Source organism: Aquimarina sp. RZ0 (assembly GCF_008370685.1).
GTDB lineage: Bacteria > Bacteroidota > Bacteroidia > Flavobacteriales > Flavobacteriaceae > Aquimarina.
Window position 1 is genome coordinate 177,391 of the sequence record NZ_VTZU01000004.1, and the last position, 14,524, is coordinate 191,914.

At 31.7% G+C, this 14,524-nt stretch carries 14 protein-coding genes and 1 pseudogene; 5 read left to right on the plus strand and 10 right to left on the minus strand.

Annotated elements, in window-relative coordinates:
- Window positions 1–4: 4 nt before the first annotated feature.
- From F0000_RS03495 to F0000_RS03525, 7 genes are all read right to left on the minus strand, one after another.
- Window positions 5–2,632 carry a TonB-dependent receptor gene (locus tag F0000_RS03495; RefSeq protein WP_255452605.1) on the minus strand — a complete coding sequence of 876 codons (2,628 nt, stop codon included), beginning with the start codon at window positions 2,630–2,632 and terminating at the stop codon, window positions 5–7.
- A gap of 57 nt (window positions 2,633–2,689) precedes the next feature.
- On the minus strand, window positions 2,690–3,661 hold the full coding sequence (locus F0000_RS03500) for a FecR family protein (protein ID WP_188112011.1): 972 nt from the start codon (window positions 3,659–3,661) through the stop codon (window positions 2,690–2,692).
- 12 nt (window positions 3,662–3,673) lie between these two features.
- Entirely contained in the window at window positions 3,674–4,264 is a 591-nt protein-coding gene (locus tag F0000_RS03505) for an RNA polymerase sigma-70 factor (protein ID WP_188112012.1), read from the minus strand.
- Between the two features lie 457 nt (window positions 4,265–4,721).
- Complete coding sequence (locus F0000_RS03510) at window positions 4,722–5,459, minus strand: tol-pal system YbgF family protein (RefSeq protein ID WP_149623315.1); 738 nt, start codon at window positions 5,457–5,459, stop codon at window positions 4,722–4,724.
- A gap of 2 nt (window positions 5,460–5,461) precedes the next feature.
- On the minus strand, window positions 5,462–6,079 hold the full coding sequence (locus F0000_RS03515) for an RNA polymerase sigma factor (RefSeq protein ID WP_149623316.1): 618 nt from the start codon (window positions 6,077–6,079) through the stop codon (window positions 5,462–5,464).
- Window positions 6,080–6,537: 458 nt separating this feature from the next.
- On the minus strand, window positions 6,538–7,416 hold the full coding sequence (locus tag F0000_RS03520) for a sterol desaturase family protein (protein WP_149623317.1): 879 nt from the start codon (window positions 7,414–7,416) through the stop codon (window positions 6,538–6,540).
- Between the two features lie 23 nt (window positions 7,417–7,439).
- The gene (locus F0000_RS03525; protein WP_149623318.1) at window positions 7,440–7,709 is read right to left on the minus strand and encodes an acylphosphatase; all 270 of its coding nucleotides are present in this window, start codon (window positions 7,707–7,709) and stop codon (window positions 7,440–7,442) included.
- 138 nt (window positions 7,710–7,847) lie between these two features.
- Between F0000_RS03525 and F0000_RS03530 the strand changes: the two genes are divergently transcribed.
- Entirely contained in the window at window positions 7,848–8,684 is an 837-nt protein-coding gene (locus F0000_RS03530) for a universal stress protein (RefSeq protein ID WP_149623319.1), read from the plus strand.
- Between the two features lie 270 nt (window positions 8,685–8,954).
- Here F0000_RS03530 and trxA read toward each other — a convergent pair whose 3' ends face one another.
- The 3 genes from trxA to F0000_RS03545 all read right to left on the minus strand — a co-directional run bounded on the left by trxA (window position 8,955) and on the right by F0000_RS03545 (window position 10,387).
- Complete coding sequence (gene trxA, locus F0000_RS03535) at window positions 8,955–9,254, minus strand: thioredoxin (RefSeq protein WP_149623320.1); 300 nt, start codon at window positions 9,252–9,254, stop codon at window positions 8,955–8,957.
- Entirely contained in the window at window positions 9,251–9,874 is a 624-nt protein-coding gene (locus F0000_RS03540; protein ID WP_149623321.1) for a DUF998 domain-containing protein, read from the minus strand. The genes trxA and F0000_RS03540 overlap by 4 nt, the downstream gene beginning before the upstream one ends.
- A 228-nt stretch (window positions 9,875–10,102) precedes the next feature.
- The gene (locus F0000_RS03545) at window positions 10,103–10,387 is read right to left on the minus strand and encodes a hypothetical protein (RefSeq protein WP_149623322.1); all 285 of its coding nucleotides are present in this window, start codon (window positions 10,385–10,387) and stop codon (window positions 10,103–10,105) included.
- Between the two features lie 249 nt (window positions 10,388–10,636).
- Here F0000_RS03545 and F0000_RS03550 point away from each other — a divergent pair, with 249 nt between their 5' ends.
- The 4 genes and pseudogenes from F0000_RS03550 to F0000_RS03565 form a co-directional block, all read left to right on the plus strand.
- Window positions 10,637–11,869 carry a PAS domain-containing sensor histidine kinase gene (locus tag F0000_RS03550; RefSeq protein WP_149623323.1) on the plus strand — a complete coding sequence of 411 codons (1,233 nt, stop codon included), beginning with the start codon at window positions 10,637–10,639 and terminating at the stop codon, window positions 11,867–11,869.
- A 2-nt stretch (window positions 11,870–11,871) separates the two neighbouring features.
- Window positions 11,872–12,927 carry a response regulator gene (locus F0000_RS03555; protein WP_149623324.1) on the plus strand — a complete coding sequence of 352 codons (1,056 nt, stop codon included), beginning with the start codon at window positions 11,872–11,874 and terminating at the stop codon, window positions 12,925–12,927.
- A gap of 250 nt (window positions 12,928–13,177) precedes the next feature.
- Complete coding sequence (locus tag F0000_RS03560) at window positions 13,178–14,017, plus strand: universal stress protein (protein WP_149623325.1); 840 nt, start codon at window positions 13,178–13,180, stop codon at window positions 14,015–14,017.
- 234 nt (window positions 14,018–14,251) lie between these two features.
- Window positions 14,252–14,407, plus strand: a pseudogene (locus F0000_RS03565) (coproporphyrinogen III oxidase); the annotation flags it as partial.
- Window positions 14,408–14,524 lie beyond the last annotated feature (117 nt).

A 14,524-nucleotide genomic window follows, 5' to 3' on the forward strand; every position in this document is an offset into this window, starting at 1 on the left:
TTTTTTAAAATTTTAAGGTATAATTAAAAGAAGGAATAAATACAAGTAATGAATAACGCCTTAGTGTTTTTTCTGTAGCTGTTGAGTTATCACCTCCCAAAGCTGTAAAGCTGGTATTGTTAGTGGAGACATAGTAAAATAAAGGATTTCTGTTGCCATAACTATTGTATAGAGAAAACCCCCAGGTTCTCTCATTGTTTCTTTTGGTTTTTTTGTGAAATTGCACCCCGAGATCTAATCGGTGGTATGCTTCTCCTCTAAAATTATTACGCTTTGTAGCGAATTCAAATACAGGATCTCCTATTACATCGGATCCTGAATCAATCGGAAATTGATCATCAGAACCTGCTGTTTGGAGATTAGGTAATGTATAATTGAGCCCGGATGAATATACCCAGTTTGCCGATACAGTTATTTTTTTGTTAGGCTTATAAATACCTACCAGAGATATATTATGTCTTCTGTCATATCTGGCATTAAATTTTTTTCCTAAATTTAATTCGTCAAATTGCCTCTCGGATTTAGCAATAGTGTACCCGATCCAACCTGTTAATTTTCCAAGTTGTTTTCTGAACAGGAATTCAGCACCATATGCCCAGCCTTTTCCTATGGTGATATTTTCTTCCCAGGAAACATTTTTTCCACTCTCCAGATCGCTCAGAACAAGAAATGAAGCGCCTTCCCGATACGAAATAACATTGTTCATTTTTTTGTAATACCCTTCTATTGTTAATGAGTATCCCGTATCTCCAAAATCTTTTGCTATACCCAAGGCTATCTGTTCTGAGAGTTGGGGTCTCACTTTATCTGTAGAGGAAACCCATAAATCAGTAGGTAAGCCTATTCCCGAGTTGGTCAATAGATGGATATATTGATTCATTTTAGAATATGAAGTTTTAATTGCTATATCCGGAGTCATTCTCCAGGCTACAGTAAGCCTGGGTTCCAGAGCAGCATAGTTAGATAACTTATATGTAAAATTGCTAAACCGTAATCCAGAAGAAAAACTCCATCGATCAGTAATACGCCAATTATCCTCCGCATAAACAGCGCTTTCAAAAGAATTCAATTCCTGACTTTTATTGATGTCATCAATACCAGTTTCCTTGAGAACAAATCGTTGAGGTGTGAAGTTATGATAGATACCTACAGCTCCAAAACTCCAAGTATGTTTTGGGTTTGGGAGATATTGTATATCAGTTTTAAAACCATAATCATTAATCCCAGAACTTGTATTAAATGTGAAATTGATATACTGAGATTCGTTTTCTGCTGCTACCTTAAATTTGTAATTACTAAATATTAGGGATGTATTTGAAAAAAGTCGACTGTTGAATTGATGGTTCCAACGGAGTGTAGAAGTGATATTGCCCCAGGCAATTTTGTTATCGCTTCTATCATTATTTTTTCTGTTTTTAGAAGTAAAATTATCCTGACCATAGTAGGTGCTTAAGAATAATTTATTTTTAGTATTAAACACGTGATGGATTTTAAAATTAACATCCTGGAAATAATAGCCTACTGCAAGATCTTTGGGTTGAAAAGGTTTGGAGACTAGATCAGCATAGGTTCTTCTTGCACTGATAAGAAATGATGTTTTGCCTCTGTTGATAGGGCCTTCTAATAAGGCAGAAGAAGAAATAATCCCAAGACTAACGTTGCCTTCTAGTTTTTCTTTATTACCATCTTTCATATTAATATTAATTACTGAAGAAAGCCGTCCTCCAAATCTTGCAGGAAATCCTCCCTTAAAAACTTCAACAGATTTTATGGCATCTCCGTTAAAAACAGAAAATAATCCAAAAAGATGATTAGAATTATATACGGGCGCTTCATCCAGAATAATTAAGTTTTGATCTGGAGTACCGCCTCTGATATACACTCCAGAACTTGCTTCTACTCCTGATTGGATACCAGGAAGTAATTGTAACGTTTTTAATACATCTTTTTCTCCTAAAAGAGAAGGTGTATTTGCTACATCGCTAATTTTTAATGGAGTCACTCCCATGCGTGTAGTTTGACTTTGTCGAGTAACCTTTTGATCTGTGATCAGTACTTCTTCTAAGGACTCTTCTACTATTTGCAGATCAATATTAAGTTCAGAATTTTCTATAAGATTTATAGCTGTATTAATAGTTCCATACCCTAAATAAGAGATGAGTAATTTATAATGCCCTTCTGGTAATGTAAGCGAGTAGAAGCCATAATTATTTGTTATGGTGCCTAGACCTAACTCAGGAATATATATTGATACCCCAGGCAGGTGTTCTCCGCTTCCCTTTTCTTTTATATATCCATTGATAGTTTTTCTTTCAGTTTTTTTCCTGAACAGCAAGATATTTTTCTGTAATACTTTGAATTGATATCTTGTACCTGTCATTAATTCTTCTAAAATTTCTCTAACCGTTTTATTTTGTAGATTAACAGTTATTTCTTTGTCAAAAACAGTAGTGTCTCCAGCATATCCGATTTTAGTACCACTAAGTTTTTCGAGTTGTTTTAGCGCTTTTTTTAAGCTTTGATTTTGTACTGTAAAATGTTCAATTTGTATATCAAAAATTGAATTGTTTTCTTCCTGAGCATTACAAAATACTGTAAGAAGTATCATGAAAAATGTACTAACTAGTTTCATTTTAATAAGTTAATGTAAAATATTGATTGTTTGTTTGGAGTTTTTGTTGCTATGCAGTTAGCATTTTCCTCCCTTAATTCGATATGTATTTTCGCTCTCTAATTGATATTCAATTTCATAAAGAATTTGAAGAGTTTCTAAGACGTTTTGGAGAGATGCCTGATCAAATTGCATGGTAAGATGACAACTCAGTAATTCTTTATCTTCTATCGAAAAAGTGATCTGATACAATTGACTGATATCCTGAATAACCTTAGTCATTGGAGTTTCATCAAATTTTAGAACTCTTGTTTTCCAGGCCATAAAATTAGCATCTGGATTTTTGACTTTTAAAAGGTTTCCAGAAAGGTTTGAACTTATTTTTTCGCCTGGAGCAACAATTAGTTGTTCTTGTTCGGTACTAAACGCTACACTACCTTCTACCAAAACTAATGCTACAGACGTATCTGTATTTTCTTTTAGGTTAAATTGTGTTCCTAATACGCTGGTTTTAGTATTGTTTAATTGTATTGTGAAAGGTTTATGAGGGTTTTTCTTTACCTCAAAATAACCTTCTCCTTTTAATAGTAAGTCTCTAGAGTTTCTGGAGAATTCTTTTTTGTATGATAGCTCACTGCCTTTGTTTAACCAAACCAAAGACCCATCCGGGAGCTCAAATTTTTCGGGAGCATCAATTGCAAGAAGCGTAATTTTTTGATTTTCTGTATATTGATATAAACTAATAGCAATAAGTAATGCAAATCCAGCTGCTATTTTCCATAGTATAGCTGGAGTGAGTTTTCTGGTTTTTTTCTTTAATTTTAAGGTGTTAATTCTTGTTTGTACTTTTTTCCAATCTTTTTCGATATCAATATCGTTAAGATCTTTTTGAGAATTAGAAGCACTCCAAAGATTTGTGAGCTCTCTAAAATATGTTTTATTTTGATCAGAAAACGAAATCCAGTCTTCTATAAAAATAGTTTCTTGTTCTGTAGCGTCTTTTTCTAAATATCGGATCAAAAGATCATCATCAATAGGTTGTTTGCCCATATTCATCGTTTATTATTTGACACTATGACAACAAAAAAATAGAAACACGTAAAAAAAATAAAAAAATATCAGATTATTTTTTTTCACAAGCTCTTTTAATTTTTTCAAGGCATTACTGATGTGAGTTTCTACGGTTCTTTTGGTTAGCCCTAACTGATCTGCAATCTCTTGATTAGAGTAACCGTCCAACTTGCTCATTCTGAATATCTTTTGATTTTGACTAGGAAGTTTGTCAATTGCTTTGTATAGTTTTTCTGAAAGTTCTGCCAGATCTATCATCTCGGATACATCAGTATCCATTGCATCTATATCATTGAGTATATGCTGATGGTGTACCAGAGATTTAGATTTTTTAATGTAATTGAGCGTGTGATTACGAACAGATGTATATAAAAATGATTTTATAGAAGTATGGATCTTAAGCGTTTCTCTTTTTTCGAATATCATAACAAAAACATCTTGTACCAAATCTTCGGCAATTGCTCTATCGTGGATATAATTGTTAGAGAAAATAACAAGTACTTTGTAATATTTTTTAAATAAGCTTTCCAGTGCCTGATTGTTATCAGCCTTTAGTTCATCTATAAAAAAGATATTTGACATGTATTTTATGTTGAAAATTCTTCCATTTAGGATATCAAAAGTTACATATTTTTTTTGAGAAGAAGTAAGCATTAATAAACTAAAGTCAAAAAATGAAATTCAATTTGTATGTAAACAGATGTCTTTATTGTACGTAAAAAAGTATATTATAAAAACAGTATCTAATACGATTTATAACTAAAAATTTCGCATATTCATCGTTTCTTTTTCCTTTCTACTTCGTTTAAAAAATAAACCGTAGCTATAGCTATGCTTGATTTTTTTGCCTTGCATAAAGAAAAAATAATTCAATGAATTTATACGAATTTTTTAATCACAAATTGTATAATTCAATTTTCAAATGAAATTACATACCGAAGTCATTACTCGATAATCGAGATTTAAATGCTCCGAGGCTTGCCTCGAAGTCAAAATGTTTTTTTTCAATAAATGCCTCGTATCCTTGCCCCGAGGTAGTTTACTTTAATTTTATTTCCTGATTATTATCTGATGGAATTTCTAAAAATTGCCTGGCAGCCTTGAGGTTACCCTCATCAAGATAGATAAGCCCTTCATACCACTTAGCTACATATGATTTTCTTCCTGTAGGATGCTGGATTAGTGAATCCAATGTTTGCAATGCAGCCGTCGTGTTTCCTGTCCTATAAAGAGATAAGCCTCGGAGTAATAATGCATCCTCATACGCCTCTTGAGTTTGATTAATATCTTTTAGTTTTGTGATAACTTTCTGATAATCACCATTTTCATATTTTTCAAAAGCAGAACGAATTATTTGTCTGATTGAGTCCTTATTTTCTCCTCTTATGATATTATAGCTCAATCCAATCTTTTTGTTCCAGGCATCTGCTATACGTGTATTGATATCAGGTTCTTGTTGTCCATTATTGAATTGCCATATACTCAATACTAAGATAAAGCCAGCTGCAATACCACCAATCCACCGCCAGGGAATATGCTTCTTTTCTAATTTTTCCTCACTATCCAGTATCTTGTCCCATTGTTCAGTTCGCTTTTGATGTTTTGAATTCTCAAAAGCTTGTGTGACTATAGTTTCACTTTGTTGGTAGGTCTGTAATTTTTGAAAAAAATTAGTATCTGTTGTTAATTTTTTTTCAAAAGAAACTAATTCCTTCTCAGAAAGCTGGAAGTCCAAATACTTGTTAATTAAGGCGATATCTTTTTCTTCGGCATCCATAATCATCTGTTTAGTAAGGTAGTCTCTTTAAGTTGGTTTAGTAATTCGTATACTTTTTTCACCAATCTTTTTTTGCAATTATACTTGGCCTGTACTAGTGCCTGATAATTAGTATACCCTAATGGTTCTTGTAAGCTTTTTAACTGATTTTTAGGATCCAGATCTGTTTCCATAATAGTTTTACATTTAGGAGACAATGTTTCCAAAGCCATAGTCAGTGCCTTATGTTTAAGTGTATGTTCTTCTGCTTCCATTTCACGGTCAAATGCACTGTTTTCTGGACTTTCATTAATTTGATTATCAACTTGTGTATGAATAATTTCATTATTTAAAACCGCAATACGTTCCTGTTCTCTTTTCTGAAGTAACCAGGCATTCTTACACATTATATAAATATATCCAATGCTATTATGAGGTAATTTTTGCTGTTTTATTACGAAGCATTCCCAGAATTTTTGCATAGAAATAATAAAAACTTCTTTGGCTTCATCTCTGGATTTTGTTAGTACAAGTAGCTTAGGAAGTAACGCGGTAAATGTTTCTTTAAGAAACGTATTAAAAGGTAATTCATTTCCTTGAATTGCCTTACTGATTATCTGTTCCATCCGCTCATCTGCCATATATATCTTTTTAATAAATCGTGATTGCTAAAATTATCAGTAATTTTTTTGAATTCCTTAAATGTAAATTAATCAATATTCACAATAATAATGAAAATTCCAGATAGAATTAATGGTTTTTCCATAAAAATAGGATGCTATTCATTTTTTAAGTTTTTACTGAAACCGTAAATTTCATAGATGTTTTTTAAGAAAATAAAGTTGTAGCAAATATATGCTATAGTTTTGTATCTTTCGTTTTGACAGTATTTCTTTACGTATTGAACTCATCTTGAGTAGTGGTTTTCAACCAAAAAGTTTGACTTTTGTACGATACTAAAGTAGGTTTTTTTCAGCATAGCCACGCTTTAAAAAACCAACAAAATTAGCGTGCAACATGTAAATTGTGTCAGTCAAAGCAGTAGTCAAGATGAGTTCATTATTCAGATTTTGAAACAGTATTTACAATTGTTTTATTTTTACGTGTTTTTCGATTTTCTAAAACCGTATACTATTTGCCCTATGAAATTCCTGGGAACAGTTTCATCACCAGGAAATCCAAGTTTTATTTTCCCACTGTCTTCTGGAACATAATTCGTTTTGAAAATGTAATCCCAAAGGCTCAGACTAATCCCAAAATTAACCCCATAGGTTCCTCGCGGTACTACATAGGAGTGATGGTATAAATGCATAACCGGATTGTTAATAATATACTTTAAGGGCCCCCAGGTAATTTTAATATTAGCATGATTAAGGTGCCCAATGGTAATGGCAAAAAAATGGACAATGTAAGCTTGTTCAGGTTCAAAACCGCCAAGTATCATAACTCCCAGAGTCTTTAATGGTTTATAAAAAATATTTTCCATCCAATGATATCGCAGGTGAGCGGCAAACCCCATTTCTTTTACAGAATGATGTATTTTATGAAATCTCCATAATAACGGGTATTTGTGCAGTAGGACATGAGTAAACCATTGCACAAAATCCAGAATGATAAAAAATAGAAGTAACTGAACCCACATCGATGCTCCAGAGATATCAATAATTGTGAGGCTTTTTGAAGAAATTCCTATAGTATCAAAAAATAACTCGAATACTTTATAAAACCCACTAATAATAATTGAGAAAGCAAAAAAATTGAAGAACATATAGAATCCATCTAGCCAAAAATCTTTTCTAATAATGGATTGCTGTTTTCTCCAGGGAAATGTTATTTCTAATCCCCAAATTAATATCGAAATCAAGATGACTCCCCAGAAATAATTGGAATACCAAGGTACTCTGAAAAGTATAGAATCCCAGATCCAATGCATATTATCCATAATTGCATTAAAAAATGCAGTGATATATTTTTCCATAATACAGTAATGATACTTGTTTATTATAAGATTTCAAAACCTTTGTAAAATACCAGAGTGTCTTCCTTACAAGAAACATCAGATACCTCTGCAAATTCGGGACCTTCATTACACCAGGTTAAAAACATATTGAGCAGGTTTTCTTCTCCTTCTCCTTCGATATAAACACTGCCATCTATTTGGTTTTTCACGAATCCTTGTATCCCTAATTCCAAGGCTTTTTTTCGAGTATTTTTTCGATACCAAACCCCTTGTACTTTTCCTGTGACAATAATGGTATAATGTTTTTGCATTTTTTAAAATCATTTATCTTAAGGAAAGATACTGTAAATCTTGCAATTTTTGAAGTTTGTCATAGTATGATAATTATCATATAAATTAGTGTAGACATCTTATAATTTTGATGATATAAAATCACTTAACACTTAATCATGAAAAAAATTCTTGTACCCATAGATTTTTCAGAACATTCAGAATATGCATTGCAGGTAGCTGCAGATATTGCAAAAAAACAAGGAGCAGAAATAGTAGCTTTACATATGTTAGGACTCTCTGAAGCAATTCTTATTAAAGATGAAGCTCAGGAAGCAGCAGAGGCTATTTACTATTTGAAACTGGCAGAAAAAAGATTTACAACCTTTCTAAACAAAGAATATCTGGAAGGAGTTAAAGTCACAGAAACTGTTCGTAATTATAGAATTTTCAGTGAGATAAATGAAGTGGCAAAAGAAAATGGAGCAGATCTTATTGTGATGGGGTCTCACGGAAGCAGTGGGTTGAGTGAAATTTTTGTTGGCTCTAATACAGAAAAAGTCGTTCGCACTTCTGATATACCTGTTTTGGTGATAAAAAATCAAATTGATTCATTTGATATTAAAGAGGTTTTATTCGCGTGCGATTTTAAAATGGAAAATATACGTCCATATCATAATGCAATTAAATTGTTCAACTCTTTTGAAGCAAATTTTAATTTGGTGTACATAAACCTTCCGGGAGAAAGGTTTAAAAGTTCTGATCAAATCGAGACACAGATCAAAGAGTTTCTTTTTAAAGCAGATGCTGGCAACCTGGAAAATTTTGATAAAATTGAAATTAGAAATGACTACTCTGTAGAGAGCGGCATCTTTAACTATAGTCAAAAAATAAATGCAGATATTATTGCGCTTCCTACCCACGGTCGGCAAGGTTTGTCACATTTTTTTAATGGAAGTATCGGAGAAGATATTGCCAATCACGTAAATAAACCTGTAATTACCTTCAAAATATAGAGCATTTTATAGCAATTTAAAAAAAGCTTAAACCACTTCAATACTAATTCTTAGGACAAAGCAGTCTGAAAAAAAAATTTCAGACTGCTTTGTATTGAATTGAACTAAAAAGCAGGGATTTCTTGTTTAAACAAAAAAGAAAATTAGGCATGGCAGGACCCTTCTTTTTATTTTGAAGTATCAATAAAAATGAACAAATTTTAATGGGTAATTATAAATCAGTACTGGCATAAAGAAATAAAATATTTTGATACTATATCAGGGAGCGAACTAACGGTGCATATTGATTACTTTGATAATATCATTTTTTTGTAAAACTCCTGATTGGCGCCACAGTTGTTTTCCTTCTTTAAACAACATCATAGTGGGTACACCTCTAACCTGATATTTTGCTGCGAGTGATTGATTTTTATCAACATCTATTTTTACAATTTTTATATGTTCTCCCAGTTCATCTTTTACATCTTTTAGAATAGGAGTCAACATTTTACAAGGTCCGCACCAATCAGCAAAAAAGTCTATGATCACAGGTGTTTTAGAATCTATAATATTAGAAAAGTTATCCTTCATTTTGATTTTCTATTTAGGATCTTAAAATACTCTTTTTTTGATATAGTAAACTCATAAAATTTAAAAGAATATAGTATCCACCCAAAAGCAATAATAAAAATACCTCTGTGATAGATTCCTCTGTAGCCAGAATGGATAAAAATAGAATAAGACAATATTAAAACGATAATTCCAATGACAATCGAAGCCATTTTTTGTTCGCTCCATCTGGCAATAAAACTAATAGATAAAGCATATATAAAAAAAGAGACTCCATTGATTGTCGAAAAGATGGCATGCATCTCATTCTGAAATGAATCAAATACCAGCTCTCGATTCAGGGGAGCTGATAAGAATATCCCTGTCAATACCAAAGAAATACAAAAAACTAAAAGTAACAGCGTTTGGAGATGGTGTTTGTGCAAAATTTTAAACCCATTAATAAAAGTTATAAAACCCAACAATATAAAAATAAAGTTCATAATCCAATTGTACGGAGTATTTTGTGCTCCTAATTCACTTAATGTGTTTTTAAGTAAAGAATATTCCCGGTCAGTAAAAAAAGGAAGTATGAATGCTGCTAATAGAAGCATCGCGTATATGATCAAAAAAAATAGATAGCTAGATTTTGTCTGTTTCATATTTTTGTTTTTTAAAGCATAAATAAAAATGGTATTACATCAAGTTAGAACCAGGTAAAATTGAGGAATAGAATGCTCCTAATAATCTGAACTTTTGTTGTATATAATTAGGGATGAGAATGATTAAAAAAAATGATATCAATCAATGGAGGTAAAAGTACAAGCGGATTTCTTTAAAGAAAAATCCGCCTGTATCTATGTGAATATAAAATAACCGGTATGTTGTGGTTAAAACAAGTTATTTCCGATAAGTAATAAACTGTTAACTACCAGGCTGATAATTAACAGATCTAGCACTAATTTAGGTTTTTGTACCGTTAAGATAGCGGCATTATGAGCACTACAGACAACGACGGTTAAGAAAACAAAGAACATTTGTAGTGGACCATTGCCGTCAAATAAAGTTGTCATAATTGCAATAGAGCCTAAACAGGTCGAAGCAATGATTGCCAGTGCAGAGTATCCAATATAGTTTTCTGAGAAATCAGCATTTATTTTAGCATATAATGTCATAGTAGTATGTTTTATTTTTAAAGTAAAAGTAGGCAGCCAGGACTTTTTAAAATATGATAAAAATCAGTTTTATACTATAGATGATTAGGTAGATAAACTTTTTAAAAAGCAATTGTAGTTTTTTACAGGTAATATTCAGGTTTCATCAGAGCAGTTTATACGATCAATCATAAATTTATAGGTTCAGAAGAATGTTTTTTATGATAAAAATCAGTTTTGGTAACTATACAAAATCATTACTTTTGAAGAATGAAAGTTTTTGAAAAGAATAATAATATTTTCAGGATACTTTCTGAAGCGATTTCAGAAGGAATTATTGTAGTTAATGATGATCAGATTATTGTTGCTACCAATGAGGCTGCCAATGAAATTTTTGGGTTTGAAGAAGATGAATTAATAAGTGAGAAACTGCAAATATTAATACCACAGGAATATCATAAGAATCATCACAATCATTTCGAGAATTTTGTAGATCATAGTGGAAAAAGAAAAATGGGAATCGGTAGAGACCTTTTTGGGATCCGAAAAAATGGTAAAAAATTTCCGGTCGAAGTAGGTTTAAATCCGTTTGTGATCTATGATAATAATTATGTGATGGCCTTAGTAAGTGATATTACACTTCGCAAAGAACAAGAGAAACAAATATATGAATTAAATACAGAGCTGGAGCGCAAAATAGAAAAGCGAACAGAAGAGCTTCATTGCACTATAACAGAGCTGGAAGAAGAGATAAAACTTCGTAAAGAAGCAGAAGCTATCACAAAAGAATCCTTAAAAAAAGAAAGAGATCTTAATGAGCTGAAAACTAAATTCCTCTCTCTGGTTTCTCATGAATTTAAAACGCCTCTTAGTGGTATTCTCACCTCTGCCGCCTTAATCGGGAAATATACCCAATTCGAACAACAGTCCAAAAGAGACAAACATTTGGATACCATAAAAAATAAAGTGAAATATTTAGATAATATTCTAAATGATTTCTTGTCAATAGAAAGGCTGGAAACTGGCAAAGTAACCTATAAATTCAATAGTTTCCCGCTTAGTAAAGTTGTGAATGAGGTAGTATATAATGCTAATATGTTACTCAAAGATGGACAAAGAATAAGTTATCCCGACGATATTGATGACTATATCATAGATTTTGATGAAAAGATTTTAGAACTAACATTATCAAACCTTATCCATAATGCTGTCAAATACTCAGGAGAAAACTCTGTTGTAGATCTGCAGGTAAGTTTTGAGGATGATATGTTTACTTTTAAAATAATTGATCAGGGGATCGGTATCCCCGAAAAAGAGCAGGAGTTTATTTTTAAAAGATATTTTAGAGCAGAAAATGCACTACTAGATCAAGGAACAGGAATTGGACTTAATATTGTAAAAAGCCATTTGGAAAACCTTGGAGGGAGTATTACATTTACCAGTACAGAAGGTCAGGGTTCTACTTTTACTGTTCAAATACCTGTTGCCAATAATTCTAAATAATTATGAAAACTATTCTATTAATAGAAGATGATACCGCATTAAGAGAAAATACTGCAGAGCTGTTAGCGTTGTCAGACTATAGAGTCATTACATCTCCTAATGGTAAAATTGGGATTACGAAGGCAAAAGGAGAAAAACCAGACATTATTGTTTGTGACATTATGATGCCAGAAGTTGATGGATATGGTGTTTTAGAAGCATTAGCACAGGATACCAATACCAGTCAAATACCGTTTATTTTTTTATCTGCCAAAACAGAACATAAAGAAATCAGAAAGGGGATGAATATGGGAGCAGATGATTACCTGACCAAACCCTTTGATGAAGATGAATTAATCAATGCTATAGAAAGTCGTCTGGCAAAAGCAGAGATTCTTTCTTCCAGACTAAAAGAATTTTCTGATATTCCTCAAAAAGAAGATGAAGGCGGTCTTAGGAACCTAAATGAACTCAAGAATTTTTTTGATGATCATGGCGATATAGTAACTCATAAAAAAGGAGCACTTATTTTTAAAGAAGGAGAGCATTCTAATAAAATATATCTCATATTAAAAGGAGTAGTAAAAACACATAAAATGGATGAGAGTGGAAAGGAATTAATTACTGCATTATATAAAGCAGATGATTTTCTGGGATTTACCTCGTTTATAGATAACACTCCGTATCAAGAGTCAGCAACCGCAGTAGAAGACTCAGAATTTGCAGGGATATCAAAACACGATCTCAAAGAGATATTAGAAAAGAGTAAAAATATTTCTATAGAATTGATGGAATTGCTCAGCGATAATCTATCCGAAATAAAAGAACAATTATTACAAATGGCGTATAGCTCAGTCAGAAAAAAGACAGCGCAGACGATCCTTCAATTTGCACAAATATTAAATAAAAAGCCAAAGGAGAGTATCAAAATTTCGCGAAACGATCTTGCCAGTGTTGCAGGTATTGCTACAGAAAGCCTGATACGTACATTATCTAATTTTAAAAAAGATGGTCTTATCGAGATTGAAGGACGTACCATCAAAATTTTAAATTTACAAAAGCTCCAGACGATAGAATAAATACAGAAGAAAACGTATAATACCAGTTGATAGATGAAATTATAGTAAACTGAATCAAATTATTTTTTAATTCAGACGAGAAAGAAAAGTCATAGATAGTATAGTGCTATCGATGCTTTTTGTTTTGAAGTGTGAAACAAAAAGAACTGGTTTTAGCAGATAATTTCATTTGGGAATGGCATAAACTGATTTTTATCATTCTTTTCATTGATACATCCTAATACATTTGTTTTATTAGAAAGTATTAAAAATGAAGAATATATTAATTCCAACAGATTTTTCTGAAAACTCGTGGAATGCTGTTACATATGCGTTATCATTTTTTAAGAAGGTACAATGTAATTTTTATTTGCTACATATTTCTCCATATGAAGAGATAATGGATGAAGATTCCTTTTACAGATCTAAAGACACTGTCTTGGGAGAAATCACTTATAATTATAAAGAGCAGATGCAATTACTGCTTAAAAGGATAAGAAAACTTCCCTTAAACACAAAGCATAAATTTTTTACAAGCAATGAATATATTTTCTTTATTGATACCATAAGAAAACAAATAGAAGAGAAGAATATTGATTTTATCGTTATGGGGACAAAAGGTGCCTCTGGACTAAAAGAAAAGACTATAGGTAGTAATACTGGTGATGTCATCACAAAGGTAAAATGCCCGGTAATGGTTATACCAGAAAATGCAAGATACTCTGAGGTTTCTGAAGTTGCATTCCCTACAGATTATAATATCTATTATAAAAACAAGGTATTAAATACGATTACCAATGTGCTTACTATACATCAAGCGACGCTGAGAATTTTGCATATAGCAAAGAAAGAACAGGAACTAACCAATCTACAAAAAAAGAATAAAGATTATCTGGATGATTATCTGGCAGATGATATCGAGCATAGTTTTCATTTCTTATCTAATTCTAACATAGAACAGGCAATACAATGTTTTGTAGAAAGCAGAGATATTGATATGATAACGATGATCGCCAAAAACCTTAATTTTTTTCAAAGAATTTTATTTCATCCTACGATTGAAAAGATAAGTTATCATATCACGATTCCTTTTTTGGTGTTACATGAATGAACCAGAGAAACGCAGAGACAAGTAATCAGAAGTACAGACAATAACCAAAAAGCAATAAGTAGATGTGTATAAATCTAATTAATAATACGATTTGTGATTAAAAAATTCGTATAAATTCATTGAATTATTTTTTCTTTATGCAAGGCAAAAAAATCAAGCATAGCTATAGCTACGGTTTATTTTTTAAACGAAGTAGAAAGGAAAAAGAAACGATGAATATGCGAAATTTTTAGTTATAAATCGTATAAAACGTTGCATCGCAATTTTATGGGCTATACAGCATCCAAAACTAACATGATAATTGGATTGGGTGTGTCTTCTATTGGTGATAGCTGGTATGGTTTTTCTCAAAATGTAAAAGGAATAGAAGAATATCAACATTTGATAAAAGAAGGTATCATACGATTTACGAATAAAAATTTCGCATCTAATGACATTCTTTTTCTACTATATTTTCTTCATAAAATGAAACAATAGCTATGGCTATTCTTTAATTTGATTCATCAA